Source organism: Verrucomicrobiia bacterium (genome assembly GCA_036268055.1).
Classification (GTDB): Bacteria; Verrucomicrobiota; Verrucomicrobiia; order Limisphaerales; family Pedosphaeraceae; genus DATAUW01.
In genome coordinates this window covers 26,831-51,040 of record DATAUW010000027.1, presented here as the reverse complement: position 1 = coordinate 51,040, position 24,210 = coordinate 26,831, and the positions used below count along the sequence as shown (strand labels likewise).

Here is a 24,210-nt window from a genome sequence, read left to right as displayed (position 1 = left end):
ACGCTGGTAGTGGCGGAATTTCATTTTGATGCGTGGTTGAGGCGGTTGCTGATGGTTGCGAGGTCTTTGGTGGTGGAATCAATTTCTGCGGCGAGCGCGGATTGCATGACGATTTCGAGCGTGAGGGCTTCTTTTAATTTATCGAAGCGGCGCTGGTCCTCGAAAGGGATGGCGGAGTTCCAATTCGCGATGATGGTGTAAACGGCGAAGATAAGGACCGCCAAGACAAACAGGTTTATAAACCAATCAATGAGTTTTTGAGATTTCATTTTTGGTTGAATTGTTTTTCGCTCCAGCGCGAATATTCGGTGATCCAGTAAACGGCGCGACGACGGGCCTTGATGGTTTTGCGGTGGCCGATGCGGCAAAGGTTTTTGAAGCATTGGTCGGCTTTGCGTTGGGTCCGCCGCATTTGCGGACTGCGGCTTAAGCGGCGAATGCGGCCGTAGGATTGGAGGAAATCACCGGGAGTATAGGTTGGGTTCATTTAGTTGGGCGGCGGCTCACACCGTCAGTTGTTCGATTTCATCGAGGAGTTTGAGGTTGTTTTGGTAGGCTTCGGGATTCACGCGGGCGACGTCGGGGACATCGGGAATGAGGAAATGGCTGACGAGTTCCTGGAGGGTAAAGTCAATCGGACAATCGGAGGGCTCGCCGCTGGTGGCGAGTTCATCGCCGCGCAAGGGTTTGTCGGACTGATTGGCGAGGCTGAGCTTCACGGTGGCGTCGCGCAAACGGCCTTCCATGAAGACGCGTTCGACGCCGTGCTCGTCGGTGATAAAAAACGCAAGTTCCTGTCCGTTCCATTGCACGTCGTCGAGCAGGCCGATGAGATTGGTTTTTGTGCCGCTGCGCTGGACCTGGATCGTGGCGCTGCGGAGTTTGTATTGGCGGTCGGCGAGGAACACGGCGGGAGAATTATTTTGGCCGGGCGTGAGGCGCAAGGTGTGTTCGCAGAGGACGTGGTCCTGTTCGTCGAGGTAGCCAAGGCGCTGGATGGGGGAAAGTTCGTAGAGCGGTGCGCGGCAAATGCTGTATTGCTCGATGGCCTCGCGCACAGCGGATTGCAACTTGGGATCCACGCGCCAGATGTTGCCGAAGGCGGCTTGTTCCAACGCGCGGCGATGGGCGCGCTGGATGACGAGTTCCATCGGGTGTTTGCCGTTGAGTTCAAAAAGCGCGTTGGCTTGTTCGGCGAGGACGCGCGAACTGGCGGTATCGAAGAGCGAAACATTGGTGGCGATGAGGCCGTTGGCGGTGAGCCAGAGATTGTAGCGGATGAAATTGCCGGTGCGCTCGGTGGGATAGAGGCGTTCCCATTCGTCACGCACGGCGATCCATTTGGACGTAGTGATTTCGACGCGGTGATTGTACGATTTTATTTCGTGGCCGTCGCGGAGCTGAAGGCGGTCGCGCTGCAAGGTTTCGCAAACGAGGGTCGCGGAGTGCAGGTCGGCCAATGGCGCCGGCGGGATGGAGCGCAGGAGCGGGGAGCTGGACGGCGGCAGGCCGCTGCTGTGGTCGCGCGCGAAGTAGATGACGCCGGTCTGAAATGCGGACTGCGGGTCGGCAAGCGCCGACGGGCGATTCTGAGAGGTGCTGGTGCAGATGTTTCCCTCGATGGCAAGGTGAGCCCAGATGTGTTCGGCAAGGGCGGCGTGCGGGGCGTTGGGGCTGAGGATGAGGCGTTGGAGGGTGGATTCGTTGCCGATGAGCAGGCCTTCACCGCAACGGCTCAAGAGGTCGAGCGCGATGCAGAGAGTGGCAACCGTGCTGTCTATGGTATCGCGGCCGCAACGGCCATCGTGATTGGCGAAGGCGGCGCGCACGGCAGGGAGTTCGCTGGTGGTGAGCAATTTCAGTCGCGAGCGGTAGAGATGCAAATCCCAGGGAGGATTGAGGACAATGCAATCGGCGCAAAAATCAATGGCGCGCGCGAGGGGATGAAGCAGGGCAAGATCGCCGGTGATGCGTTGGAGGGAAATGGCGCCGCTGGTATCTTCGCACGGGTCAATGTCGCAACCGAGGAGATGATTGGTGCTGCCGCGGGCGGCGCCGCGCAGGAGATGGCCGCTGCCGCAATTCAGGTCGAGCAGGACAGGGCGAAAACGCGGGAGCGGAATGGCGAGAGCTTGCGCCCACGGAACCGGCGTGAAGTATTGGGCTTGGCCTTTGTCGCCGGCGTTCGAGGCGCTCTCCAGGAATTGCTGATAGATGGCGGGGTTGATGTTGGTTTTTTGCATAAAAAATTAGCTGAAATTTTCTTCGACCCATTTTCTCCATGAAAAACCGCATCGGCAGTTGGGCCACTTGCGATAGCGTTTGCGCCAGTCAAAATTCATGTCGGCTGGATCGCCGCATTTCGGGCAGCAAGGAACTTCGATGGTTACACGGCTTCCAGGGGGCATTTGTCTTGCGTCTAGTTCGAGTTTAAGAACCTCTCCGTCTTCAGAATCTCCCTCCTTGGGATACGAGGTCATCCAACGTGGGCGATGGAGATTCGAGTTCTTTCCGTCGTAGGTGTCGGGCTCTTGGCGAAAGGTTTGGCGTTCCACATAACGCAGTTCTTTTTTATTCATAGTTCGAGTGGTTTTGGGTTGCCGTTTGCGTCCAGGATGGGAGAGAAAGGATGGTGATAGAAAAAGACGCCTTGGCGGCCGGTGAACGGGATGGGCTCGTCGAGGAGTTGTTGATCGCGGAGATGCCAGTGGAAGGCATCGGCCACGCCCCAGCCGCAGGGGGATTCAACAGCGGAATATTTGCAGTCAAAAACTTCCACCATGCCAATGATGGCGCCGAAGGCGAGGTCATCCGGGACGGCGAGCTTGTGGCGGACATTGAGCAGCTCGAGAACGCTGGCGACGTCCCGGGTGGTTTTGCTGGCGTGGATGAGCAGGCGGCCGCGATAGCGGAATGGGCGGCGGCGGTTCTCAATGCCTTTGCCGTGGAAGATGGCCCAGGCCCATGGTTGCCACACGCTGATGCAGCGATACGTTCCGGGAGCGAGTTTCATTCAATGATCGAGTTGGCGGAGTTCTTCGCGGGTGGCGGCGGCTTTGGTGAGCCACTCGGAGCTTTTCAGGGATTCACCCATTTGGATCTCGTGATCGAGGCGGCCGCACAAATGTTTGATTTGGTCCTTTTTCGCTTTGGCGCGAGCGCGGTAAAGACGTTGTTTTTCGACCGGAACTTTAGGAGCGGTTTTATTCATTTGGAGTTGGCAATCTTGAGGAGGACGTCGGCGTGGCAGGGCGCGCCAGGCTTGCACCAGCAGGCGAGATTTTTGCCGCGGAGTTCGCGGCGGATGCGCACCCGGAACTCCGGGTCATGCTCAATCTGGATACGAAAACGGTTCACGGCGGCCTCGGGCGTGGTGCACATATGCCAGGCGTCCATCATGGTCGTTAATGGTCCGGCGAGCGGATCTGCGGGAACGACGCGATGGGGATTTCCCCAAGGTGTGGTGCGGTCCACCTTCACGGTGTTGGGCGGCATGCGCCAGCCTTTGGTGCGGCGGAGTTGGATGCGGCTGGGTGTTGTGCGCATGATTATTTTGAGAGGAGAGTTTTGAAGCGCTCGATCTCTGACCACGGGAAAACGGTGCAGCCGATGGTGACGCCGTTGGTGGGGTGGATCTCTTTGAATTCAAAGTTCTCCACTTTGGTTCCCCGGCCGTGCTGAGCTTTCCAAGCTTTTTTGCGGAACTTAGCGGCGAAACTCAAAGCTTTGCGCGCGGCAGCAAGCGCGACGCTGTTGCCGTTACTAACTTCAAGGCGCTGGCCATTGATGCGGATGCGAATGGTGGAGAAGTGCTGCCGTATGTCTTCGCCCGCGATCCAGCGATCGAGATTATTTTCGATGGCGGCTTGCCGATTAGCCTCAAAAGCGACAAAATCTTTGTCGTCCATCGTGCGGCTAATGGCGTCGTGTTTCCTCTTGATGAGATCCCGCAGAATATCGAGATCGAAATGACGCCAAACATCACTGGTGGTTCCAGAAGCACCGATAGCGATTTGGATTTCGTCAAGCTGCAACAATTCCCGGGCGGCAGAGATACGTTTTTCAAAAACGCTGCGAAGGTCGTCGTATTCCTTGCGCTTGGCCATCAGCTCGTCGTGGGTGATGCGAAAGCGGCGGCCACTGACGGTTTGTTCTTCGTGCTGAACGGTGCAGGCGATGAGGGATTTTTTACCGTCGTTGAAACTGGTCACGGAAACCAGATGCCCTTGCCACGTGAATTGACTGCCGATGGCCAATCGTTCGGGAGTTTTGGTTTTTTCCGCCCAGAGCCAGGGAACACGTCCAAAATACTTTTCAAAGGCGATGGCGGCGGAAAGATTGTAGGAGCCGCTTTCGCCACCGCAGGCCAGGGCATAGGTGCCTTCCTCATAGCAAAGCCAATAATGCATGCGAGCATGGGCGCTGAGATATTGAATATCGTTCTCATCAAAGCGCATTCCGCTGCGAACGGAGTTTCTTAATGCGGAATAGAGTGCGTTATTGAAGCGTCGGTGCGATTGGCGGGGAGCGTTATGCGACACGTGCATGACGTGGGCGAGCGCGGGGGATTGTGAGCGTTTAGATTTCATAATTGTCGAGGGGGAGTTCTTTTTCGGGCCGGACGATGGGTGGCAACCACCAGCCATCGGTGCGTTGTTCAAAGGACATTTTGCGGAGCCATGGTTCACTTTGCTCGGTGCCTTGCTGGGTGATAAAAGTCGAATCGGGATAGCCGCCGCGAAGGGCGAGAAACATTTTTGTGAGATATCCCCGCCGCCGCATTGTCGGATGAACGTAGCAATGGAGGATTTCAATATAATTTCCCATTACTATGCGGTAGTAGAGATAGCCGATCGGCGCGGCCCATTCTGGCAGCACCGCAAAGACCGCGCTCGTACCCGGGATGACGGATTGAGTAAAGAATGGTTTCATTTCGGCCAGGCGGAGATTTTGGACCAGTGGATTTCGAACCACGATTTGTCCCAGTGACCGGTCGCGAGCGATTTATCAGGCCAGAGGTGCAGGACGTTGTCGGGAATGCCGTGATACACTTGCGCGAGGGATTGAAATGCGCCGAGTTGCTCTTGGGCGTAGCGCTTCCACAATTCGCGCGTGGCGAAGACTTCGGTATTTATTTTCGCGCCGAGGCTTTGAGCATGGGCCTCGATGCGTTTCACGTTGTCGGCGCGGATGTTGATCGGCTCCATGAAGATGGTCACGGGGTCGAGTTCTTTGACGGCTTTCAGCGTGCGGGACATATCCACCATGTCGCAATCGGGATAGACGGGTGCGACGGCGACGAAAACGTGAAGGCCAAGTTCCTTGGCGGCGCGGAGCGTTGCGAGGCGTTGAGTTGGCGCGGGGGCTTTGGGTTCGTAAATTTTGGCGAGGCGATTGTCCAGCGTGGGAATCGACATGCCGAACAGGAGGCGTTTGCCAAAGCATTTGAACAGGTCAAAGTCTTCGCGCGCGAGGGGCGAGCGGGTGAGGATGCGGACGTTGAGCGTGGATCCATCGAGGATTTCGCGGAGGGCTTCGCGCACGAGCGTGCGGCGCTGCGCCTGCATGTCTTTGGGGAGGACTTGATACGGGTCGGTGGTGGTGCAGAGCATGACGGCGCGATTGCCGTCGGGCGCGAGCTGGTCCACCGGGGTTTCCTGGGCCTTGTGGAGCGAGTTGAGGAAAACCGATTTATCCCACGTGCGCGGGAAGACGTATTCGCCCCATTGCGCGTCGGGATCGGTGACGCCGTAGGTTTCGAGTTTGCCGGCCATGCGGTTGGTGGAGACTTCGGGCACGTAGCAAAAACGGCAGGCATGCTCGCAACCGACGGCGATGTTGTAGGACCAGTTCGAGAGCGACTTGAACTTGAAGTTGTTCGGCTCGATGGTCGCGGGGCGGTTCCAGATTTTGGTGATCATTTGAGGTTGGTGGTGCAGCCGAGGCGGGTGAGGGCGGCGGCGAATTCCTCGGTAACGGATTCGCCCACGACGAGGAGGAGGACAACTTTGAGATTTTTGAACGTGAGACTGGTGTAGGACCAAGTCTGGTGATGTTCGTGCATGGCTTCGAAAATCCTGCGCACGGGAGTCTCCAGGGTGATCAGGAAGCGCTCGCTTTGATTCAGTGGAAGTTTCGCAACGTGACTGTGCAGGAATGGACCAACTTCGCGGAGCGCCTTGGAACCGATCATGACGACCGCGACGCCGGTGGCCTTAGACTCGAATGGCAGAGCGCGACGGACAAGGCTGACACGGTCGAGACCGTTGGCGGTCGCGACATCCACAAGCAGCGGGACGGTGGGTTCGATATGGGATTGGTCAACGAAATCGGTTGGTTTCATAAATCAGGATTCAAATTTGCAGCGGCGGGAATTTGGAATTTTGTCGAGGCCGGCTTCGACCCACATGGTTTCGCGGTCGGTCCAATCGCGCGGATGGGCGATGGCGTGGTAGGCGAGTTCGCGCGCCTGTGGTTGCATGGATTTTACAACGGTGCCGAAAGCGACCGCGACTTGCGGCCGCCGATCGTACGCGTAAAGTTCAGCGATTTGGACGGCGGCCTGGAGCGCCCGGGCATCCGTGCCGGTGAGGACGCCAAGGCAGTTTTTACCAAGGTTAGCGCGCAGCCATGGAAAGACGGTGGCGGCATAAGGTTTGGAGGTGCTCATAGTTTTATGCGGGTTTTCCGCCAAAGATTTCAGCCAGCGTTTTGCCGGGTGGTGGTTGAGGGACGAGAATGGGGCGGACGTTGCCGGTTTCGAGGTTGATGAAATAGCCTTGATGATAGGTTTCACCATGGCGCAGGAAGGACCAGAGGAGTTGCAAAGCCCACGTGGCCACGCTTTGGTTGATGAACAGGTCCTGGCGTTCCAATGCTGCGGCGAGGCTGCAACTGGGCGTGGTGTTGTCCTCCTTGACTTTGCCGCGGTTGAGTTCGGGAAAGATTTCGAGGACGGTGCGCGGGCGCGTGTGATCGCCTTTGTTGTGGTACCATTTGGGCGCGCCGAGGATGACCTGGCCGGTACGATCGCGATTGCCTAAATCGAGCCAGTAGTGAAAGTGGTTGCGGCTGATCGCGCGGCGGCTGGTGATGGTATCCACGCAGCCGATGACGATGTGCGGCTGCAAAGTTCCGCCGTCCGACATCCTGGGCACGGCTGTCCAGCCGAGACCATAGTAACAATTCAGCCGATGAATCAGGACGGAAGCTTTGTTTTGTCCGATGTCCGAAGGGCTGAAAAGCTGGCGGCCGACATTGGCTTCGGAAACAGAATCGCCATCAAACGCGATGACTTTGAGGCCGGGATGGCCGAGGGATTGAAGGGCGATGTGCATGCGGGCAAGGCCATTTAGCATTTGCGAGCCGTTGCCTCCGCAACCGACCAAGTCAATGCTCACCTGCGCGCCGACCAAATCTTTGTGGAGTTTATGAGGAATCATAGATTGGTTTGATGCTTGAGCCATGAACCGAGCTTGGTGCTGTTGTAGGGCTGGAGATATTTGCGCGGGAAAACTTTCGCGGTCTGCATTTCACGCCAAAGACCGAGGTGTGAATCAGGATGGCGGGTGAGTTTGTGGCCGTAGTTGGAATGGGAAAAGGCGGAGTCGAAAAATCCGGCTTCGAATTTTTCGATGAGCGACGGTGTGGCAATGTCCGGAAAGTGGGCGGACCCTTTGCAGAGCGAGCCGTTGGCATCGCAATTATAATAGGGAGCCACGTAAAGCGGAGTGTCAGCGACAGGACGTTTGTTTTCTGCGAGCGCAAAGACGCGGAGGCCGCGGTTTGCCGCGAAAAAGAGTGGCGGATGCATGACGAATCGTCCGTTGAGTTTGCGCAATCCTTCGTTGACGTCCTTATCGCTCCCCGATGGCTTGAACCAGATGCGGCGGCGGCGCGCCGGGCACCACCACGTCATCTGCGAAAGGCTAATGCTCAGGATGCGCTCGGGGAGAAGATGGTTCTCGAGCTTTCGACCGAGGGATTCGGCCAGTGCTTCCACACCGGCAACGGTGACCGGCTGGCCAGCTTTGAGAACGGGCCGCCCATGCACAAGATCCACTTCATGGATAGAAGCGGCGGCGGCGCTGGAAGAACCCTGCTCCTCGTAAATGAGAACGGCGTGGGCAAGGTGAAAGTTGCGCTCGGCATTTCCGAATTTGGCTTCAACGCGCATAGTTGTCCTTTCCGATCAATTTGATGAGATTTTCAGTGAGTTGCATGATGTGGAGATAATTGCGGAGGCGAACGACGGCGCGTTCGATGGATGGTTTGTCCCACCAGGCGAATGCGGCGTTGATTTCCATGGACGATTCGCCGGCTTCAAACATTGGGTTTATGACGTCGTCCCAGATTTGACACATGGGATCGCCCCCGCCCTGATTGTCGTATTTGTTCCAGTTCAAAAGGAACGGGCAAACTTCCCATTCCAAATGTTCAAAGCGATCGAAGTCGGATGAAAGCTTCCATGACTTGGAGCGGCGGCTTAGGGTTTCAAGTCCTTTCATCAGCGCGCGTGTGGCAATGACGATATTTTTGTGGCGCGGGTGCTTGATGCGCTGGGCGAGAAGCGCACGGTAGGAAAATGGTTTGATAGCACCGCTCCCAGCCCAGCCGGGAATGGCTTTATCAAACTCCGCCTTTGTGTAAATGTTATAGTCTTTACGTATGTCGGCATCGCTGGTTCCAGGCGGATAGTTACCACGGATCTCGTCCATAAAATCGGACTCGTCCATTTCTCCGCGCCAATAGGCAGATTGACACCAGCCATAAGCGCTACGCGGTGTCATGCCCCGGCAGGAATTGTGGAGACCTTCGTCGAGGGTACTAAGAACCGTTTGACCGAGCCGGGGCAGCGCAGCTTCCAATTCGCGTAGTGTAGGGCCGATGAGTTTGATGTAGGTTGACTCCATGTCGAGAGTCAGAAAAATGACGCCGACATTCTCCGGTGCATTGTTTTTCCGATAATCGAAATCATGGAATGACCCGAGTTCAGAGGCATCGTCGGTAAAATGCAGTTTGAGTTTGACGAGCGGATCCGGACGCGCGGTATCGCAAAGTTCGGCGAGCGCGCGGGCGCAAGAATTCCCAATGTGGCCGGTCCAGTGGCGGTCCTGCAGGACGTTTGCATCCGCTAGCCCTTCGGCAAACTGGGCGAGGCTTTGTTTGCTGCCTTCAACTTTGAAGCTGGGCAAGCAGGCAGAAAGGTCCGGGAGGGCTAAAGCGGTGGCGCAAGGAGCGATGACGGCATGGCGAAACGGAATCCGTGAGTCGTCCGGGCGAGTTTGTGTAGAGCTTTGCTGCATACCGTGAATTTCGGATTGTTGATGGGAAGGGGAGGAATGGTTTCTCCGCCTTGCTCCTGGGCGGCGATGGCAATTTTCTCGTGAAGGGAAAGCGCGGGTGATTTGACTCGCGCGCGACCGGAGGTTTTCCGGCGCGCGCGCGGCGACGATTTACGGCGCGGCATGATTATCCCTTGGTGCCGGCGGAGACGATGAAGGTGTAAGTCTGGACATTTCCTTTCATCACCGGTCCGTCAATCGCGGCGGTGGCGAGTTCGGGGTGGTCGGTGCTTAGGATGTCGCGGGCTTGCTCGACGCTGATGACCGGGTTGGGGTCCGCGAGTTCAGTTCCTTTATAAACGAATTTCCGAGCGATGTTGGAGGCTTCGAGGGGCATAGATTATTTTTCTTATTGGGTTGTGGTTTGAAAATGGATTAGATGCCGAGGTCGCTGGTGGCTGCTTCGGCTGATTTATCTTTGGGAGCAGGTTTTGGCTGTTCCTTTTTCTCTGCGGGTTCGTCCTCGCCTTCGCCTTCGCCTTCGCCTTCGCCTTCGCCTTCGCCTTCGCCTTCAGCGGATGCATCGGACGCGGCGGCGGTGGTCGCGGCGGCTTTAGGCTTGGATTTAGGGGCGAGCTTGGAGGTCTTGGCGTGCTGGTGCGCGGCCTCGACGTCGGCGATGGTGTTGCGCAGGCCGACGGTGGACACCTGGAAGCGTTCGAGCGTGGCGGCGAATTCCGGGGAATCCAATTCCTCGACCGTGCCGACCATGGTGAGCGGCTGGCTCAGGGCTTTGCGATCTTCACCGTGCTGGCCGTCCATGGTGAACAGCTTGGGGGTGACGTTCACGCGGAACTGGGTTTCGTTTTCGCGCGTGATGTGGAGGACGAGGGTATCGCCCTTTTTCAATATTGGAGTGAGTTCTTTGAACATGATTTATTGGCGGTTAGGGAATTGAGTTATTTGCTTTCAGATTTTTTTTCGGCGGGTTTCTCTTCCGACTTTTTGCTGGGCGGGGTGATGGCGGCGGTGAGGGAAAGCCATTGACGGCTGGCGACTTTGATGACGGCGGGCTTGAATTCTCCGATGCAATAGAGGCGCACTTCATCGTCATCCACGGCCGATAGCGCCTCGATCAGAAAGGGGAGATTGAAATTGACGGTGAGCGATTTGGTTTCGGGAATGAGCAAGGATTCGACGGCTTCACCGGGAATGTCTTTCCCGCGCCCGCGGACGGTGAGATTTTGTTTTTCGAATTCGAGGGTGCAAAGGTCCGTCACGAAGTTGACGCGCTGGAGCGTGCTTAACAGCAGGTGGCGATTGATGGGGATGCCCTCGCCCAGTTCCTTGGGGATGATGTTTTCGTAAGGCGGATATTTGCCTTCCATGAGTTTGCTGCTCAAGAGGGTTTCGCCGATTTGAAAGTGCGCGGCGTTTTTGCCGATGCCGGCGGTGACGGTAAGAGCGGTTTCATTTTCCCCCGGTTTTTTGGTGGAGAGCAGGCGAAGCAATTCCTTGACGGCCTTTTGCGGGAGAATGAAATCGGCTTTTGCGCCGGCGACCCCCTCGGGCAACGGAACGGACTCGACGGCGAGGCGTTTGCCATCGCACGCGGCGACGGTGAGGCTGCCGTTGAGCCGCACGAGAGAACCCTGGAGCATGGCGCGCGCTTCATCCGCGCCCTGGCAGTAAGCGGTGGCGAGCAAGAGGCTGTGGAAGATGTGCTGGGTGAGTTGGAATTCGCGCGAATCATCGAGCTTGGGTACCGGCGGCATGTCCTTGGCGGGCATGGAACCGAGTTTGTAGCGCGACTGGCCGCACTCGATTTTCAAATCGTGCGTGAGTTCAATCAGTTCGACGGGTTGATCGCCGCTGAAGCTGTTGACGAGGTTGTAGAGCATGGCGGCGTTGACGGTGCAGGAGCCGGTTTCCTCAACGTCCACGGGGATGCGTGTGCTGATGGAGATGTCGTTATCCGTGGCGCGCAGTTCCAGGCTTTTGCCCTGGGCGCGCAAACAGACGTTGGCAAGGATGGGCAGCGAACCATTTTTGGTGGTGGCGCTGCGGACGATGTTCAGGGCTTTGGTCAGCTCCTGACGCGGGAGACTTATTTTCATCATATGCGGATTGCGGTTGGGGTGGGAGATTTCCGCCACACGGCGAAAAGTTTTGGGCTAGACGGGTACTGAAAAGAAAGAAAACGGGGTTAGCGCGGCGCGCTGGACGTGTGTCCATCGGGTGTCTATAAAACACACGACGAACACACAAGGCAAGCTTTATTTCTAGAAATCAAAAAGGCCCGCACGAACGGCGTGCGGGCCGGAGGCAGTTACTGGAAGAGTGTCAGTGCGGAATGCGGAGTGCGGAATTATGCGCGGGAAAACCAGATTACACCGTCGCCTTTAGTTTCGGCAATGAACCCAGGAACGTAATCAGGTTTTTGCATTTCGTGATCCGGGAACCGCTGTTCGAATTTTTTGATTGCTGCCTTGAGCAAGGAAATTTTTTGCCGTGGAGTTAGCAACCGTTTTTCATCCATCACGCGGATGTTAAAGGTATCGCCCTTAAATTGCCCCCAATCTTCCAGGAGATAATTTACTTTAATGTAGGCGGCTCCCGTGGTTATTGCTTTTGGTTTTGCCATAATCGTTTTTTTTAATTGCGGCCGTCGTGGGAGATGTGCCAATCAGTCACGGACTGACGGGCTTCTTCGAGTTCGCGGCGGGTGCGTTGGAGGGATTCGTGATCGGGTTCACCGCTGCCTTCGCCACGTTTGATGATTTGTTCAAGCTGGCGTTCGAGTTGGACGACGTTCTGCCGCAGTTGGGCGATGGATGGCGCATCAGACATGCGGCAGAACATAATCATTTAAGCGGCGGCCTGCAAGGCGCTTTCGGCATCAATGAGCGCGGCACGCACATTGCCGGCGGCGCCAAAGGCGATGTGGGTGATGGTGCGCTCGTCGGTTAAAAACTTGCGCAGCAGGCCTTGGACTTCGTGTTCCAGCGGGGGAGCCATTTCATAAATTTTGAAGCGGGTTTGAAAACGCTTTTTGAATTCGTCCACCTTGCAGTTGCTGGTGCAGATGACGGCGGCGCCATCGGGCAGATCGTCGAGCAGGGTGAGGAACCGAACCTGGGCCACGGCGGGAATCATGTCGGCTTCCTCGATCCAAATGATGCGGTATGCGCCGTAGATATCGCAATAGTGCAAGTCGCGGGCGATTTCTTCCACGGTCTCGAGTTTGATTTGAGTGCCGTTATATTTTTTGTAGGACCATTTATCGGAAGGGTTCGCGCCGAGCAGGGTGATCAAATAGCGCGACACGGCACTTTTGCCGATGCCGGGCTCGCCATTGAACAGGACTTTGATGGGCGCGTTGGCGTGGGCTTTGGCATCGGTGGCGACGCGGCCGAGTTGCAGGGAAACAGTTTTGGCATCGCCGATGAAATCGGCGGGCGACTTGGGGATATATCGGGTGGGAAGCATAATTCAATGCGGAGTGTGGAATTAAAATCAGGCGGCGACGGCTACGCGAGTGGCGAGCCAGTCTTTTACAGTTTTGGAGTTGATGATTTTGGCGACGTTGCCGGATTGCCATTTGCCGGTGTTGAAGCGGGTTTCGCCTTTGTATTTGATGATGTCGCCCCGGCCATGTTTGGTGGGGACGTTGTGGGCATTGAGGTTTTTCGCGATGCTGTGATAGCCCCAGCCGGCGTTGCGAAGCTGGACCATGTAGAGGATCCATTTTTGCTCTTCGAGATTGTCCACGAGCTTGCGGATGTTGACGGTGTGTTTGCCTTTGGGGCGAGCTTCGCCGGTTTCGACGGCGTCCCAGCCATACGGCACAGTGCCGCACAGTTCGCCTTTGGAGCGTTTTTCCTCGAAGCCGGCGGCGATGCGTTCGTGGATGCGGGCGAGTTCAAGCTGGGCAAAAATGGCGGCGATCTGAAGGAAGGCCATGCCCATGGGCGTGGTGGTATCGCAACCGATATCGAGGAACACCATGCGGACCTTGAGCGAGTGAAACAGCTTCACGGTTTGGGAAACGTCAATGGTATCGCGACCGAGCCGGTCCACCTTCGGGATGATCATGGTGACCGAACGATTGGCGGCGAGCGCTTCGTGAGCGACGGCGACGAGACGCTTGCCTTCCTTGCGTTCGGCAAAGACGGAAGCGCCGCTGGCGTTCGCTTCCGCGAAGATGATGGGTTCGGGCAACTGATACGCGGTGCTGTACCGGCGGATGGTTTCGCTTTGGGCGTCCACCGAAAGTTCCTGACGATCGGTGGACACGCGGATATAGCCCAGGCAAATGGCGGCGGGCGGAGAATTAGTTGTCATACAATGAAGGATTGAACTGCGCAGAGTCGTGAGGGCACGACGGCCCATTGGGGGACCGATTGGCTATGCGTTGCGGAGGAAACGGGTGCGCCAGGCGGGTAGTTGGCCGGGTGCAGGCGGATTGATGGGAATGGATTTGGCGACCTGGCTGGCGGGTTGTTCGTCGAAATTTACTTTCACGACGTTGGGCACTGGCGCTGGCCCGGGTGGATTGCCGGAGATGAGTTGTTCGGCGAATTTGCGGGTGACGTCGTTGCGGCGGGCATACCAATATTTTAATTTGCGATGCCAATGCCATTGGTGCGCGGCGGGAAGTTCGGCGGTGCGATGGAAGGCGGCGAGGGTGGGTTCATCGGGCCGCGTGGGGAAACGCAGTTCGAGGCCGTCCTTGGCGTTGTTCTCGGTGAGCGTAGGAGAGTGCGAGATGACGGGCGGCCGTGGAATATCGCCCTTGGGCAATGGCTGAGGGCGTTGGGGTTTGACGGGCGCGTTGGGGCGCAGAGGATTGAAGCGTGGCATGATTTTATTTATTTGGTTGAGGGGGAAATGTAACCGAGTTCGCGAAGGGAACAGTGGCGGCCGGCGCCGATGATGATGTGGTCTTCGACTTCGATTTTAAGCAGTTGACCGGCGCGCACCATGTCCCGGGTGACTTTGATATCTCCTTCCGACGGACCTGGATCGCCACTGGGATGATTGTGGCAGAGAATAATGGCGGCAGCGCTGGTCATGATGGCGACGCGAAAGACTTCGCGCGCGTGGACGAGCAAGGTGTCCATGGTTCCCGTAGCGACGAGGTAATGGCCTTTGATGCGGCGGCGGGTATTCAAGATCAGGACGACGAAACATTCGACTTCAGGATTGTAATTCGGAGCTTGGGTGACGTGCGTCCGCCAGTAGGTGGCGGCAGGCTTTGGATTCTCGCAAAGCAGCAAATCTTCCGGCGTTGGGCATTCACGCAGAGAGATGACTTTCCATTCGTGGGGTTGCGCGGGGAATTTGTGCGGTGCGACGGATGAAGATTCAAAGGCAAAGCAGGTTTGCATAATCGTGAGGGCACGACGGCCCATTGGTGGACCGTGCGGAGTTTTTGTTTATCGGCGAAGGAAAGCTGGAATCAGACCGGTTTCCAGCAGTCGGGAGAATCGTTCTTCCAATGGTTCACGAGCTGGCCGACGCGGTAGGAGTGCATATTGGCGGCGGGAGACGGAACGAGCGCGCTTTGCAGGATGTCAACGAGGTCGGTGGTGGGGGCGATGTTGCCGAAGCCACGCGGCCATTGGCCGGGGGTGATGGAGGAAAATTGCTGGCCTTTAAGCCAGGTGGAATAATGGCTGGGACTGAGGATGACGGGCATGCGGTCGTGGACGCGCGCGACGAGCGGATTGGCGTTGCAGGTGATGATGCAGAATTGTTCGATGACGCAGCTTGCGGGTGGCGAGTCGGTAAGATCCATTTCCATTTCAGCGTGCGCGGGGGAAATGATTTTCTGATAAATGCCGGCGAGATAAAAAGTTTCGTCATCCCGCATCACAAAGCGCCAGGGCAATTTGTCTTTCCATTCGTAGAAACCGTTGGCGGGGATAAGGCAACGGGTTTCGAGACAAGGTTTGCGGAAAAACTTCAGCGCGGTTTCCGCCCGGGCATTGATGAGGAGCGGTTTGTTGGGGCGTTCCCAACCCCATTGCATCGGCTTGGACGTGACGGCATTATTTTCAAACAGGATGACGGGCAGGGAATTTTTGGGCGCGGCGTTATAGCGGGTTTCAAAGGTAAAATCATGATAAATACCAGCAATGGTGATTTCGCCCCGGTCTCCCACGCTATAACGTCCGCACATGCCCAGACTGTAGCACAGTTGGGAAGGTCAAAGGGTGTCCAAGGCAACAAAAAGCCCCGTCCGATTTCCCGGACGGGGCTAAGCTTTTAATCCTTGCGAGCGGCGGCGCTACGGCTCTTTCTCGCGGAATTGGGCGCGGCGTTTGGCGAACATGATCGGTTATACGTTGTAGGGCGGGGTCGGAGAAATGTTGCCGATGGAGTACTGATAGAGCACCCAGATGGTGTGGATGATCAATGCGAGGTGGACGGCAATGCAGATGACCATCGGCCAAAAGTGCGGGTGGCGAAAAACGGATAATTTTTTCGGACGGCTCATATACTGAAATCAAAACAATGGTCGGGTCGTGAGAGGCGGAGGCGGAATGCCGCCATGCGCTGCCGGCCGGTGATTTTTTGTTTTCCGCATTTCACGCACCGATCATTCAACGCCCAGCAATGGTTTTTCCCCCAAGAGCACGGTTCCTGAAGGCGTTGCGGGACGGGTTTCATGCTTCGGTAGCTTCGCCGGCGGCGACGGGTTCAACGACTTCGATGCTCTCAAATTCGGCGACGCGGCGGACCAGGCTGCTGAGGGCGCAGTGGAATGCGATTTGATTGATCGGGGCGTTGTTCGCGGCGGTGGCATTGAACGCGCGGACTTTTTCGAGGAGGAGGTTGAGTTCGCGGGCGACGTCTATTTGCCAATCTTCGTTTTGGGTGGATTCGTCAAAGGTGGCGGCGGGTTGTTTGACGCGGCGATAGAGGAACCATTTGAGCAGGAGATCCTCGAGTTCGGCGCCGGTCATTGTGATTTGGCTGAATTCGTGTTCGTCCTGGAGCGTGAATAGATCGTTGGCGGCGTGACCGCAGGTTGGGCCGCGGAGCGAGAGGCGCTGGGCGTTGTGCGGGCTGGTGGTGAAGAGCGTGGCGGGTTTTTCCTCGTCGGTATCGCGATATTCAGCGATGGCTTTTTGAACGGCGAGGATGATTTCCTGATCGGAAAGCAGTCGTGCGGCGGCGGCATTGCGCAGGACGCAGCGGACGCGGGTAAAATCTTCGACGGGATAATCACTGGGAGACATGGGCGCGAGTTCGGGCGGCCGTTCGCCCAGCAGGATTTCGATTTCGTCGAGGGTTTTCGCGGGATATTGCGCGGCAATGTTTTGCCAGTAGGCGGCCTTGACCATGAGGCAGTCAATGAGGTCCACCACGACTTTGTGTTCGGTCTCGAACACGCGGATCTGCGCGCTGTTGAGCCGGACATCGGTATTCACGGCGGCGCCGAAGCCGGTGCGTTGCCCGTGGACCAGTTGTTCAAAGGCATCGAGCGTGGGCAGGAGGACACAGAGTTTGCCGGGCTCGGCCGGGGTGAGGTTATAGCGGAAACGGAGGTTTGCATTCATGGATAAGCTCCTTGGTATTTTTTGAGTCGGGGAAATTGTTTTTGCAGCAGACGCCAGGCGTAGTTGCAAGCGCGGTTCGAATCTTTGCGGACGTTGTTGTAATAAAATTCAAACGAGGCGCAGAAGTTCCGGTCTTCTTCGCGGTTGAGGCGGGCGAGGCGTTTCATATCAGCAAAGCCAGATGGTGATGAGCGCGGCCAGGGTGACGACCGCGATGGCCGCCAGTGCGCCGAGCACGAATCCTTTTTTGGAGAAATGGAATTGTTCGGTGCTCATGCGGCGCAAGCAGGAGTTATGATCGGAACCGCCAATTTGGTCTCACGGCTGATGAGGAAGCGTTCTCCCTTGGGAGTAATGACGATGCCGGTTGCTCCAACGGAAATATTGTCGCGAACCCTCATGCAGGCCACGGAGAATTCGCGCTTGCGATTTACGACGTAATCAATGACGACGGCTTTGCCATTATACTCTGCGATATGATGTTTCAGCATTTTAGCGTTCATTTCAAAATGGTGATGGTGAGTTTTTGGAGGCCGAAATGTTGGGCGGTTTGGTGGTCGGGCATGAAGATGTCAAACCGGTTGTCAAAGCGGTGGGCGAGGCGGTCGGTGACGACGCGCACGCCGAGGCCCTGGATGTAAACGCGGGTGCCGAGCGGGATGTTGCGCGGGCCGGCGATGGTGACGCCGGCTATGGGCATGTGGCCATCCGCCGCAGGTTGATTGGCGCGTCCGCAGCATTTGGCGCAATGGCAGTAGGCTGAGACTGGGAAGGAATGCGGAGTGCGGAGTGCGGAGTGCGGAATCAGGGATGGAACATTTCTCGCGATGGAATTTGCTCGGGTGTTTTGCGCGGCTATTAGTGCCAGGCACAAAAGGAGGATGCGTTTCATCGTTGCCTTTCAGGAGATTGATTCGCGGAGTTTATTGAAAAGGGTGTGGGCGCGTTCGGGGGCGAGGCGGCCGCCGGTACCGGCGGATTCAGATGGGGAAGGAGTACGCGGGGTTTCTGCGTTTCGCGGTTGGGTGGGTGGGTGGAACTCGACGAGGGGGCTGCTGCATTCAGCGCAGCAATTTTGCGGACGGTCCTGGTTTAACTCAACGGGCTTGCTGCACCGGAGGCAAAACCAATGGCCTAATGCCGTGTCCATAACAACACACGATAAACACACAATAGGCATACTTCAAGATGTTTGTTTGGCACTTGGTGGTGCAGCCACTTTAGGAGAAAGGGGAAATTGAGTTACTCCGGGCCGGAGTGGTTTTACGCGGCGGCGGTTTTCGTGCGTGAGGGGTCAAGCATTATGGTTCAGTTTGACAAAAAGAGAAAGTTGCCGATTTTCACGTTTCCCGGTGAAATTGAAATGGCCGGTATAGGGGAAAATGGACGCGGATAGATTGCGCCGATCATTTTTATGGAGAGTTTTCCGGCGTGTTTTTATACGGCCGGAAATGGGCAAATAAAAAAGGCCGGGTCGCACGTGTGGCGACCCGGCCTTTAAGCAGAGGCAAGCGGTTGTCAAAGACCGCATGGGAAAACGAAAAAAGCCCGAACGCTTTTAGGCGTCCGGGCTTTTGATGAGGGGCGGTTTAGGCCGCTTGCTGCATGGGGACAGCGTCCGATTCGAGCTTGCTTGTCAGGTTGTGGATGACAACCGAAGCGGCGGCGCGTTCGGGGAGGGTGGATTCGGAGTTTTGCGAGGTTTGATAAGCGCGTGTCCAGGCATCGAGCTTGTCGTCGTCGAAACGGCGTTTGTCGCCATCCATGTTGACGGCGAACATGTCGTGCGCCGTAAGCATGCCGAAGTAGGCGTTGCGCCCTTCTTCTTCGTCCACCGTATGGGCGATTTGCGCGCCGACGGCGGAGATGACGGTGCTCAGGAGCCCGCTTTCCATGATTTTGTCGAGTTGCTTTTGGGCTTGTTCGACGGTCAGGGGTTTCGGGTCTTTCACGGAGTCCAGAATGTTCTGGAGTGCTTTGGCGCCGTCCTTGGGACGGTCGCGCAAGACTTCCGCGGCCTGCATCACCGCGGGGTGGTCAATGGCACCACCGAGTTCCGTGGAAATGCTGGCGGCCTTTTCCAGCCAGCTTGCGACGCACTTATCATAGTCCGGTTCCGTAATGAGTTCGGAGCGGACGTAGGTTCCGAATGCCACCGCACACGAAAGGGCATGGTTGTTGAGCTTGACGCTCTTGCCATTTACTTTCGTCACTGTCTCCCAGTATTTCGCGAGCGGGGTGTTGGAAGCGATAAGGCGTTTCTTGGGAGAGCCGTCTGGATTCCGATCTGATTTCAGTTCGTTCAGGCGTTCTTCAATAACGCAAATCACTTTGCCGGCCATCGGGAAACCCTGCTTATGCGCGTCTGTAGCGCTTTTGGCGTGGGTTTCGAGTTTGCCGACTTCGCGTGCGAGTTTGTCTTGTTCTTCCACCAGCATTTTGCGGATGGAGTCAATCGGGAGTTTGCTTAACATATGTTTCCAGTGTAACTGCGATGTTGGGCTTTGACCCGCGCCCGTGGGTTTCCCCGCGGCATTTCAACGGAGTTGAGATGTCCAGGGAAAGGGAATCCGGGGAAACATTTCCGGAAAGGTGTTTGCAACACCGGGCCACGGCGACAGTCTGACTGTCGCGGGGAACGATGCTCTAAAAGTTCACGACAAAGAGGATTGCCGGGGATGCCGGCAATCGTGCTTTAGCGTGGTGGTTGGGCTTGGACGAGCCATGACGGGCCGAAAGTATTGCGAATGCGTTGCAGGTCTCCCTGCCATTCTTCAAGACTGTCGGCACTGTAATTGCCCGTTTCCCATGCGCGCCGAATTTTTGCTTTGTAGTTTCTACCGAGCATGAATTTGACGCACGCGAGGGTTTCGAGTGCTTGGGTTTCTGTCATAAATCACTTACCACGTCTGCGCGGAACGACCCGCGCAGGAGTGGGGAGTGGGGTAGGACTGCGACCGCGCCGGGCGATGCAAACGGGCAACCGACGCCCGCTTGAACCGCGCGGAAATTCTTTAACTTGCTTTCATTAATTAAGATTGACTCGCGCAGACTTGCCCGCGCCCGCAACCACTCCGGGCCGGAGTGACTGGGGACGCGAACATGGCGCGTGCGTTTCAGTCTCACGCGCTTCCAAAGCGCGGATGAGACAAACTGCCATAGGTTAAGATTGACGTGCGCAGGCTCGCGAGCGAGTCGCGCAAAACAACGGTGGCGTATGGCTGGGTGGTTGTCTCCATGGGGGAGTCAACCGAACTGCATAGAGTGAGATTGACTCGCGCAGGCTCGCGGTCGCGATGCCGCGACGGGTGGCGATGGCTGGGAGGGGAGTTGCCGCGCCGCGCTGGGTGTTGCGCGGGCGCGAAAAAACCGCGCAGGGCGAGCCGTGCGCGGGCGTGAGGGAGGGATTGACAGACTCAGGCCGGGGCGTGACCGGACAGCCAGCCTGAGCGCAGACCGCGTGTGCCAGCATCCCAATCCGCGAGGCGGGCAGCGTGCGACTGGCGGAGAGCCGCGCGGGCGGCGCGAGCGACGGCAACGGCCTCGCCGCGTGCGGTGGTGGCGCGTGACCAGTCAGCGGCGAGGGGATGCACGGCCCCGCGCCCGGCGCGGCCACTGGTGACCACGGCCCGGCGACTGGCGGGCAACGTGAGTGTGACCTTTCCGGCGAGCGCGGCGGGGACATCACCGCGCAGGGCGGTTGAGTAGTGCGCGGAGACCGCGCCGCTCACGAGTGACACGATGCGGGCGACGGAGGCTCGCTGAGCTGATTTGCCACATCCCGCCCGCGCGGCGCGTTGCGCGGCCATCGCGGCCATTGCGGCCTTGACGGCCCGCGCCCGGGCCATCATCAGACTCTTGTCCCGGCGCGTTAGCCGGTCAGTAATCGCCGCGCGAAGGCGCGGCCACACTTGACCGGCGCGGAAGGATTCGAGCGCGGCGCGGCCCGACGCAAAGCCCGCGCCGCGAGCGGCGGTGGCGATGTCGCGACCGTGGACGAGCCTCGCGAGCACGGAGAACCGCGCCCGCTCGGCTGCGCCGGTGCGGCCTTTGGCCGCAACCCGGAGAACGGAACGAATCCAGCGCAGGACATCGCGGCGGGATTGCGCGTCCCGCTCCTCCTCGGTGCGGGGAGGAGCGATAAAGACTGTCGCGCGGTCCCGCGCCCACGACTTAAGCGCGGCGACATCGGCGGCGGACAGTGCGTGACCGGCGCAGGTGAGGAGACCGGCCTCGTACCGGCGCAGGATGTCGCCACCGAACCGCGTGGCGATTGCCCGGCGACCGGCGAGGGTGGTGACATCAGCGGCGGCGATGGCTGTCCGGATGGCGCAGACGGGGCAGGTGGCGGCGGTGGCGTGTGGCAGCACGACGGGCGCGACCGCGGTCAGTGTCTCAGCCACGTCGCTGGCGTCGTCCAGGGCGAGCATTGTCCCGCCGCCCAGGGCGAGTGATTGACCGGCGCGGTCGCCAGTGCGCCCCGCCGCTTGATGCGAGGTCAGGCAGCGGAAGGCTGCCCGCCAGCCGAAGGTTGCTAGGTGGCGCATGGTGGTTTCGTTCCACACGTCGCCACAGAGAGCCGAGTAGCATCGCCATTCGTACCACATGACAGCGGCGGCGGCGGCGGCGGCATCGGCGAGCGATGTGTCCGACGGCGCAACGCCGCGCCGGGCCTTGATGTGACGGGCGGCGCGGGCGGCCATGCCGGAGCATTGTAGGGTTACCATGCGGCGACCGTCGCCCCACCCACGTCCGCCCGCGAGATTGAGGATGCGTTGACCCTCGTCATTGTCGCTCGCAATGCTCTCCATGATGGCCGCGCGGCGGGCGCGAGTCTCGCGTAGCTCCTCCTCGACATCGAGCAGCTCGCGCCATTGGTCGGCGGGCAAGAGCGCAACGTCCGTGCCCATGGGCGCAATCGCTTGGGCGCGGCTCGCAAGGTCGGATGCGGCGAGCCATGATTCGCGGGCGGATGCCCGCCTTGACTCTGCATCCATGCCCGCGCCCACGGCACGAGAACGCTTGAGACGCGCATTGCCGCGCCCTGTTATATCGCCGCCATCGGCGGCGCCAACTTGTAGATGGACGCGCCCGGCTAACAATTCTGGTGTCCATTTGGCGGTTGCGCCGGGTGCGAGTACCGGCCCCGCGCCCCGCTGTTGGGTGCGTTGAAGAATTCCGGTCATGTGGCCTGTCCAGTTCCAGCGGTCACCGGCGGTTGGGTATCCAATGAGGAGTGTTTGCTTTGACATATGTTTGCTTGCGTTTGATTTCGTCGCTCGTGGTGCTGGTAAGATGCCAGCACAACAACACGAATGACTCTGACTCGCCTAGTTTGCGACCTAAGCCGCAGACTAGGTAGTTTGCGTGCGCGTTTTTCTAGGTTTGCGGAGCGCGGAGAAAACCACGCCTGCTTGGCCAGATGGTGACCGGTCAAAATCTATATAAAACAAGCCATACCAGCCAAATGGGGGGTATGATTTTTAACTTTTATGAGGCTTTTTTATAAGTCTGTGCAGGTGCTAACCACGCGCGCGCAGCCGGCGATCTGGCGATGCGGGCGGGTGCTTCCAGGAAGGTGGACGCGGATGACGATGCCGGAACTTGGATGCACCACATAACCGAAGGGGATGGCCGCGCGGACGGAGTGGGCGCGGGCGCGGGAAGGCTGCGCACGAAGCTACCACATTCCAAAAGGGATGATCCGGCGATGGCTGGGGCGCGGGGGCGTGTTACCCGGCTTTTTAAAAGGTAACACGCGGGTAACACGATTATGCCACCGCTAAACTATTTATTATTTATTTATAAGTACTTTAAAATAAATAATATATATATAAAGCGGTTTGCTTTAATTGTAACCGCGTTACCTTGTTACCCTTGTTACCCAATAATATGCCTATACGTATGAAGATGGCCTCACCTCACCTCACCTCACCCGCATCCAATTTCCTTTTTCGCCGGAACGTGATCAGGTGAGGTGAGGTGAGGTGAGGTTACGGATTCCAATAGGGTGTGGTTGTAACCGGGTAACGCGGGTAACAAGGTAACAAAAATAGACATCCTATTGATAATTAATAGCCTGCGTAGTTACATCAAAAGGTAACACCAAAACTGAAAGGTAACAATAGCGCGGCATTTAGCGCAAATGGCTTATCTTCAAGGAGCCAATTCACAAGTGAACGAGTGAGGCGGCTGGAAATAAACGATCGCCGGAGTGAGGTTGCGGCGATACCATTATGCCCCAGGGAGAAAAACGTGACCGCATTTCAGACACGTAAGTTTTATTTTACCGCTCCCCACGAGCCCGCCAAGCAAGCCTAACGGACCGAGGAGGACCGCCCCGGCGACGGCCTTGCCTGCCCCAAATCCCTTTTGGCCGGCGGCGATTTGAGTCGAAAGGCATTGCGGGCACCGAACGGCAGGATCTTGAATCGCCTGATCGGGAAGTTTGGTGCCGCATCCGCACCACGTTTGCGCGGGAACATTGGCTGCGCCACATTTCGTGCAAGTTTTAATTCGCATAAATGGACTGAATTCAAAAAATGTTAAAAATCAGGAACATAACATGCTGAATCAGATTACAGCCCTTCGATTTTTTGGAGATTGTGTCTCATAACGGGGCTGTTAAATTGAAAATGTCTTTTAGCGTAACTGTTCGGCTCACCAAAACCGCGAATTTTGTGATCCCGAGACGAACTGGTAACGCGCTCGATTGGGCGCGGCCGGTTTCATTCTCGGGAAGGCGCTTCGCGGTGCCTGGTGGGAGTGTAATTGGTCCGCGCCTTTTGAGCGTTGACCGCAAAAGCAACCAATGAAGGACGAGCTTTTCGAATACTTGATGAAGTTGCCCCCAAGAGACCAAGCCAAGATTGTAGATGACTTGCTCACTTCTCTGGCTCTGTATTTGGAGAAGGTTCGCCAGTTGAATGCTGCCTCCGCTTTATTATCTCCAAGGCTTTGCGATCAATGTCCTTTTCGGAACTGCGGCTAGGAGCGGGGATCGGTCGCCGATTTTTGTGAAATGATTTCGGCTTGCTCTTAGAACTACGATAAGAAACGGTTTCGTTGACCGGAGGCGTCAGCCTTTCAACCTTTTCTGAAAGCGACGAGGACTGATTGAGCAATAAAGTTTGAGATGAATATCCCTGTTCTTGCCTATCTAAAAATTCAATGACTGCAAGCCGGATGAGTGTTGCTTCGCTCATTCCCTTTTTACCGCAAAACAAAATAACCCGAGTCTTTAATTCGCTCGTGCAGCGCCCTCGCAGAATTTCCGTATAATTCCGGTCGGCTATTGAGTCATCAGGCGGCATTGGCTAGAGGTGCTGGGGATGACGGAAAAGGAACAGGCGGATTAA

Annotated in this window: 32 protein-coding genes; all 32 read right to left on the bottom strand. The window is 57.3% G+C overall.

All coding sequences use genetic code 11. The annotated features are described in order from the left end of the window. Nucleotides 1-20: 20 nt before the first annotated feature. The 32 genes from VH413_16135 to VH413_15980 all read right to left on the bottom strand — a co-directional run bounded on the left by VH413_16135 (nt 21) and on the right by VH413_15980 (nt 24,057). The gene (locus VH413_16135; GenBank protein ID HEX3800225.1) at nt 21-269 is read right to left on the bottom strand and encodes a hypothetical protein; all 249 of its coding nucleotides are present in this window, start codon (nt 267-269) and stop codon (nt 21-23) included. Continuing rightward, nucleotides 266-487: a hypothetical protein gene (locus tag VH413_16130; GenBank protein HEX3800224.1), complete on the bottom strand. Its 222-nt coding sequence runs from the start codon at nt 485-487 to the stop codon at nt 266-268. Before VH413_16130 ends, VH413_16135 begins: the two co-directional genes overlap by 4 nt. A gap of 16 nt (nt 488-503) precedes the next feature. Beyond that, nucleotides 504-2,243 carry a hypothetical protein gene (locus VH413_16125; protein ID HEX3800223.1) on the bottom strand — a complete coding sequence of 580 codons (1,740 nt, stop codon included), beginning with the start codon at nt 2,241-2,243 and terminating at the stop codon, nt 504-506. Nucleotides 2,244-2,249: 6 nt separating this feature from the next. After that, on the bottom strand, nt 2,250-2,579 hold the full coding sequence (locus VH413_16120) for a hypothetical protein (protein ID HEX3800222.1): 330 nt from the start codon (nt 2,577-2,579) through the stop codon (nt 2,250-2,252). After that, a complete protein-coding gene (locus tag VH413_16115) occupies nt 2,576-3,013 on the bottom strand; it encodes a hypothetical protein (GenBank protein ID HEX3800221.1) in 438 nt (145 codons plus the stop codon). Before VH413_16115 ends, VH413_16120 begins: the two co-directional genes overlap by 4 nt. Beyond that, nucleotides 3,014-3,211 (bottom strand): hypothetical protein, encoded by a 198-nt coding sequence (locus VH413_16110; protein ID HEX3800220.1) that lies wholly within the window; start codon nt 3,209-3,211, stop codon nt 3,014-3,016. Continuing rightward, nucleotides 3,208-3,546 (bottom strand): DUF4326 domain-containing protein, encoded by a 339-nt coding sequence (locus tag VH413_16105; GenBank protein ID HEX3800219.1) that lies wholly within the window; start codon nt 3,544-3,546, stop codon nt 3,208-3,210. The genes VH413_16110 and VH413_16105 overlap by 4 nt, the downstream gene beginning before the upstream one ends. A 2-nt stretch (nt 3,547-3,548) precedes the next feature. Beyond that, nucleotides 3,549-4,814 carry a hypothetical protein gene (locus VH413_16100; protein HEX3800218.1) on the bottom strand — a complete coding sequence of 422 codons (1,266 nt, stop codon included), beginning with the start codon at nt 4,812-4,814 and terminating at the stop codon, nt 3,549-3,551. Nucleotides 4,815-4,928: 114 nt separating this feature from the next. Further along, nucleotides 4,929-5,921 carry a radical SAM protein gene (locus VH413_16095; protein HEX3800217.1) on the bottom strand — a complete coding sequence of 331 codons (993 nt, stop codon included), beginning with the start codon at nt 5,919-5,921 and terminating at the stop codon, nt 4,929-4,931. Then, nucleotides 5,918-6,343 carry a hypothetical protein gene (locus VH413_16090; GenBank protein ID HEX3800216.1) on the bottom strand — a complete coding sequence of 142 codons (426 nt, stop codon included), beginning with the start codon at nt 6,341-6,343 and terminating at the stop codon, nt 5,918-5,920. The genes VH413_16095 and VH413_16090 overlap by 4 nt, the downstream gene beginning before the upstream one ends. A 3-nt stretch (nt 6,344-6,346) precedes the next feature. Then, nucleotides 6,347-6,670, bottom strand: coding sequence for a hypothetical protein (locus VH413_16085; protein ID HEX3800215.1), 324 nt, complete (start codon nt 6,668-6,670; stop codon nt 6,347-6,349). Nucleotides 6,671-6,674: 4 nt separating this feature from the next. Further along, nucleotides 6,675-7,442 carry a PRTRC system ThiF family protein gene (locus VH413_16080; GenBank protein HEX3800214.1) on the bottom strand — a complete coding sequence of 256 codons (768 nt, stop codon included), beginning with the start codon at nt 7,440-7,442 and terminating at the stop codon, nt 6,675-6,677. Beyond that, nucleotides 7,439-8,176, bottom strand: a complete 738-nt coding sequence (locus VH413_16075) for a PRTRC system protein B (GenBank protein HEX3800213.1) — start codon at nt 8,174-8,176, stop codon at nt 7,439-7,441. Before VH413_16075 ends, VH413_16080 begins: the two co-directional genes overlap by 4 nt. Then, the gene (locus VH413_16070; protein HEX3800212.1) at nt 8,166-9,305 is read right to left on the bottom strand and encodes a PRTRC system protein F; all 1,140 of its coding nucleotides are present in this window, start codon (nt 9,303-9,305) and stop codon (nt 8,166-8,168) included. Before VH413_16070 ends, VH413_16075 begins: the two co-directional genes overlap by 11 nt. Nucleotides 9,306-9,471: 166 nt before the next feature. Continuing rightward, on the bottom strand, nt 9,472-9,681 hold the full coding sequence (locus VH413_16065; GenBank protein HEX3800211.1) for a PRTRC system protein C: 210 nt from the start codon (nt 9,679-9,681) through the stop codon (nt 9,472-9,474). 38 nt (nt 9,682-9,719) lie between these two features. Beyond that, nucleotides 9,720-10,217, bottom strand: a complete 498-nt coding sequence (locus VH413_16060; GenBank protein ID HEX3800210.1) for a PRTRC system protein E — start codon at nt 10,215-10,217, stop codon at nt 9,720-9,722. Between the two features lie 26 nt (nt 10,218-10,243). After that, nucleotides 10,244-11,404 (bottom strand): DNA polymerase III subunit beta, encoded by a 1,161-nt coding sequence (gene dnaN, locus VH413_16055; GenBank protein ID HEX3800209.1) that lies wholly within the window; start codon nt 11,402-11,404, stop codon nt 10,244-10,246. A 248-nt stretch (nt 11,405-11,652) separates the two neighbouring features. Further along, nucleotides 11,653-11,928 carry a hypothetical protein gene (locus VH413_16050; GenBank protein ID HEX3800208.1) on the bottom strand — a complete coding sequence of 92 codons (276 nt, stop codon included), beginning with the start codon at nt 11,926-11,928 and terminating at the stop codon, nt 11,653-11,655. Nucleotides 11,929-11,939: 11 nt separating this feature from the next. Beyond that, nucleotides 11,940-12,134, bottom strand: coding sequence for a hypothetical protein (locus VH413_16045; GenBank protein ID HEX3800207.1), 195 nt, complete (start codon nt 12,132-12,134; stop codon nt 11,940-11,942). Between the two features lie 18 nt (nt 12,135-12,152). Beyond that, complete coding sequence (locus tag VH413_16040; GenBank protein HEX3800206.1) at nt 12,153-12,773, bottom strand: ATP-binding protein; 621 nt, start codon at nt 12,771-12,773, stop codon at nt 12,153-12,155. Between the two features lie 27 nt (nt 12,774-12,800). Further along, nucleotides 12,801-13,628: a recombinase family protein gene (locus VH413_16035; protein HEX3800205.1), complete on the bottom strand. Its 828-nt coding sequence runs from the start codon at nt 13,626-13,628 to the stop codon at nt 12,801-12,803. 63 nt (nt 13,629-13,691) lie between these two features. Next, on the bottom strand, nt 13,692-14,147 hold the full coding sequence (locus tag VH413_16030; GenBank protein HEX3800204.1) for a hypothetical protein: 456 nt from the start codon (nt 14,145-14,147) through the stop codon (nt 13,692-13,694). Nucleotides 14,148-14,155: 8 nt separating this feature from the next. After that, on the bottom strand, nt 14,156-14,674 hold the full coding sequence (locus tag VH413_16025; GenBank protein ID HEX3800203.1) for a JAB domain-containing protein: 519 nt from the start codon (nt 14,672-14,674) through the stop codon (nt 14,156-14,158). A gap of 71 nt (nt 14,675-14,745) precedes the next feature. Further along, nucleotides 14,746-15,468, bottom strand: a complete 723-nt coding sequence (locus VH413_16020; GenBank protein HEX3800202.1) for an SOS response-associated peptidase — start codon at nt 15,466-15,468, stop codon at nt 14,746-14,748. Between the two features lie 159 nt (nt 15,469-15,627). Then, nucleotides 15,628-15,786, bottom strand: a complete 159-nt coding sequence (locus VH413_16015; protein HEX3800201.1) for a hypothetical protein — start codon at nt 15,784-15,786, stop codon at nt 15,628-15,630. A gap of 169 nt (nt 15,787-15,955) precedes the next feature. Further along, complete coding sequence (locus VH413_16010) at nt 15,956-16,852, bottom strand: hypothetical protein (protein HEX3800200.1); 897 nt, start codon at nt 16,850-16,852, stop codon at nt 15,956-15,958. 272 nt (nt 16,853-17,124) lie between these two features. Continuing rightward, complete coding sequence (locus tag VH413_16005) at nt 17,125-17,355, bottom strand: hypothetical protein (protein ID HEX3800199.1); 231 nt, start codon at nt 17,353-17,355, stop codon at nt 17,125-17,127. Further along, nucleotides 17,352-17,552, bottom strand: a complete 201-nt coding sequence (locus VH413_16000; protein ID HEX3800198.1) for a 3D domain-containing protein — start codon at nt 17,550-17,552, stop codon at nt 17,352-17,354. The genes VH413_16005 and VH413_16000 overlap by 4 nt, the downstream gene beginning before the upstream one ends. Before the next feature lie 889 nt (nt 17,553-18,441). After that, entirely contained in the window at nt 18,442-19,326 is an 885-nt protein-coding gene (locus VH413_15995) for a hypothetical protein (GenBank protein ID HEX3800197.1), read from the bottom strand. Nucleotides 19,327-19,547: 221 nt separating this feature from the next. Further along, nucleotides 19,548-19,745 (bottom strand): hypothetical protein, encoded by a 198-nt coding sequence (locus VH413_15990; GenBank protein HEX3800196.1) that lies wholly within the window; start codon nt 19,743-19,745, stop codon nt 19,548-19,550. Nucleotides 19,746-20,268: 523 nt separating this feature from the next. Continuing rightward, a complete protein-coding gene (locus tag VH413_15985; protein HEX3800195.1) occupies nt 20,269-21,762 on the bottom strand; it encodes a hypothetical protein in 1,494 nt (497 codons plus the stop codon). 1,974 nt (nt 21,763-23,736) lie between these two features. Beyond that, nucleotides 23,737-24,057 (bottom strand): hypothetical protein, encoded by a 321-nt coding sequence (locus VH413_15980; GenBank protein HEX3800194.1) that lies wholly within the window; start codon nt 24,055-24,057, stop codon nt 23,737-23,739. Nucleotides 24,058-24,210: the final 153 nt, after the last annotated feature.